The organism is Kitasatospora sp. NEAU-CNBT7 (genome assembly GCF_057220535.1).
In genome coordinates this window covers 1-2,454 of the sequence record NZ_JBXQQB010000123.1, presented here as the reverse complement: position 1 = coordinate 2,454, position 2,454 = coordinate 1, and the positions used below count along the sequence as shown (strand labels likewise).

The window sequence follows — 2,454 nt, the reverse complement described above, 5'->3', positions numbered from 1 at the left end:
TTTTCAGGGCCCTCATGTTCACCGAGTCGACCGCGCACCGCGACCGGTCCAGCTCGCCCCGCGAGCCGGGTTCGTCGAGGACGACCCGGTGGAGCTTGGCCCACACGCGGGCCTTGCTCCACTCGGTGAAGCGTCGATGGGCCGTCGGCCCGGACGGGCCGAAGCACGGCGGCAACTGGGCCCACGTGCACCCGGAGGTCGCGACGAACACGATCGCCGCCAGAACCTCCCGGTCACCGTGTCGCCGCCGACCACCGCCCTGCGGACGAGTCGGCGCGTCCGGCACCACCAACTGGAACAGCGCCCACAACTCGTCCGGCACCAGACGCTCCACGATCAGCACGCCCGGAGTCTACCCAACCGCCCAAATGAGATGACTTCTTAGCGAGGCTCCTTGGCCGGGGCTCGGCGTGTAGAGAACACCAGCGCAACGACCAGGAGCCTCGCCTTGTTACTCCACCCTGCCGGCCAGCCAGTTCACCTTTCCAGGACAGGATGAAGGAGGTTCGGTGCCCGATAGCGGAGGTTCGACAGCCCGACTCATGGTAAACAGGAACCAAATCAGGCACACGTGGCCGCACTGCACGTGCCAACCACGACAAAATTGATACACGCCCCTCCCGGCTCTTCACAGATCCCAGGTGCGACCCAGGCCTCATCTGAAATAATTTTACGCCAGATCACCAAGCGTCAACAGCAGAGGCTTTTTAAATTCCGCCGACCCGGCCGATCGGCATCGGGAAAAATATTATCACGGCAGCCCAGAAGATAGGCTTGCCTTTCTGGTCGACCTTCGTACACGACCTTCAGGTCAAATCGGATACGGTGCCGATTCTACCAAGAGTCCCCACCGCTGCCCGGTGCGTAAAATGTCTTATATGAAAAATAGTAGTCGATATGCTTATGGTCGGGGTTGCTCTTTGTTTCAAGAGAGGCGGAGCATCGGAATATGGCATCCTTTGCCTCTTTGTCGGTGCGAGTGTCATAGACCTTGCAGTGCGCACCAGAGAGGGCGCCCCAGGTGTATGTAAATCGAGCCTCATAGGGGGTGCCATCGAAGGACGCATTAATATTCACGGTATTTATATCGCTGAACCAAAATCCATCAGGGAATTGGCGGCTATCGCTAGCCGACTGCCTGTAGTCCATGTGCCCAGGAACCCCAAGTACGCCGTCCGACATTGTGGTCACGGGGCGCGTATCGTTCTGGAAGTTCAGATACCATACCGATCCCGAATCAGCGGCCTCAGCCGGCGATGGATTCAAGATCGCAACTGCCGACAGAACAGAAAGGGAAGCTGCTGCGATTCTTGCAGGTGCGTTTCGCATTTACTCAAAACCCCTCGAATGGCATCCCCTTGGGACTGCATCTCAACTCTAACTACAATCCCAGGTGTGGAAGCAAGGAAAAGGAGGGCCGAGCCTCGACCCAGAATTCCTGTCGAAAATATGTTCATCTCGACTGGAATTCGTTCAGCCATACGTTAGCACTCGCTCGGGCAGCTTCAGCCTCAGCCACCGACAGTCGCACATGGTGGCGTCCCTCCCGACGGGACCCCAAGATGCCATCGATTTCAACATCTCCCCAACGAACCTATCGCGACCTGACTATCTATCAAATTTCATTTCATGCAAAGGATTTGGATCGGTCAGGCTCGCATGTGACGAGCCGCCCACCTTGATCATCCATGCTTTCACTCAGATTGGGCGATTACCTTTCGTGACAATTCAGGCAGCCATCGTCACTGTGCGTATATAATGATCTAACGCCGTTAGAAGGGAAGAATTAGGGTATGGCTTCGATCCGACAGAGCGCGTCTGGGATCCTCAGCGACTCTGGGCCATGTGGTCGGCGGTGGGGGGTAGGACGGACCACAGCAGGTTGACCGGAGGCCCTAACTGATCGTTTTAGAATGACTTGGGCTCAGGGTCTTGCGCTCAGGTGATCTTGGTCGGCAGGGTGTCTGGGTGTGTGCTGATCTTGTTCCGGACGGTCTGTGGGAGCGTGTCGCTCCGCTGCTGCCACCCGCTCCCGAGCGGCGGCGGCGCTATCCCGGGCGACTGCGCGTCCCGGACCGGGCGGCACTCGCGGGTGTGATGTACGTGCTGCGAACCGGTGTCACCTGGCGCGATGTTCCCGCGGACGCCGTGGGCTGCTCAGGTGTGACAGCCTGGCGTCGACTGCGGGACTGGACCGAGGCCGGCGTCTGGCCACAGCTGCACGAGGCCCTGCCGGTCGAGCTGCGGGCCAACGGCGGCCTGGACATGGACGATTGCGCGATCGACGGCTCCCACATCAGGGCGCTCAAAAGGGGGATCGCGTCGGTCCCTCGCCGGTCGACCGCGCACGGCCGGGTTCCAAGCACCATGTGATCGTTGACCGCCACGGCACCCCGCCGGCCGTGTCCGTGACCGGTGGAAACCGGCACGACGTCACGCAGTTGATCCCGCTCC

The 2,454-nt window shown here is 60.0% G+C and carries 1 protein-coding gene and 1 pseudogene; one reads left to right on the top strand and one right to left on the bottom strand.

All coding sequences use genetic code 11. The annotated features are described in order from the left end of the window. Window positions 1-343: transposase (locus AC2TEW_RS38935; RefSeq protein ID WP_484627410.1), on the bottom strand; the 343-nt coding region annotated here is incomplete at its 3' end. A 1,625-nt stretch (window positions 344-1,968) separates the two neighbouring features. Between AC2TEW_RS38935 and AC2TEW_RS38930 the strand changes: the two are divergent. After that, window positions 1,969-2,454, top strand: a pseudogene (locus AC2TEW_RS38930) (IS5 family transposase); the annotation flags it as partial.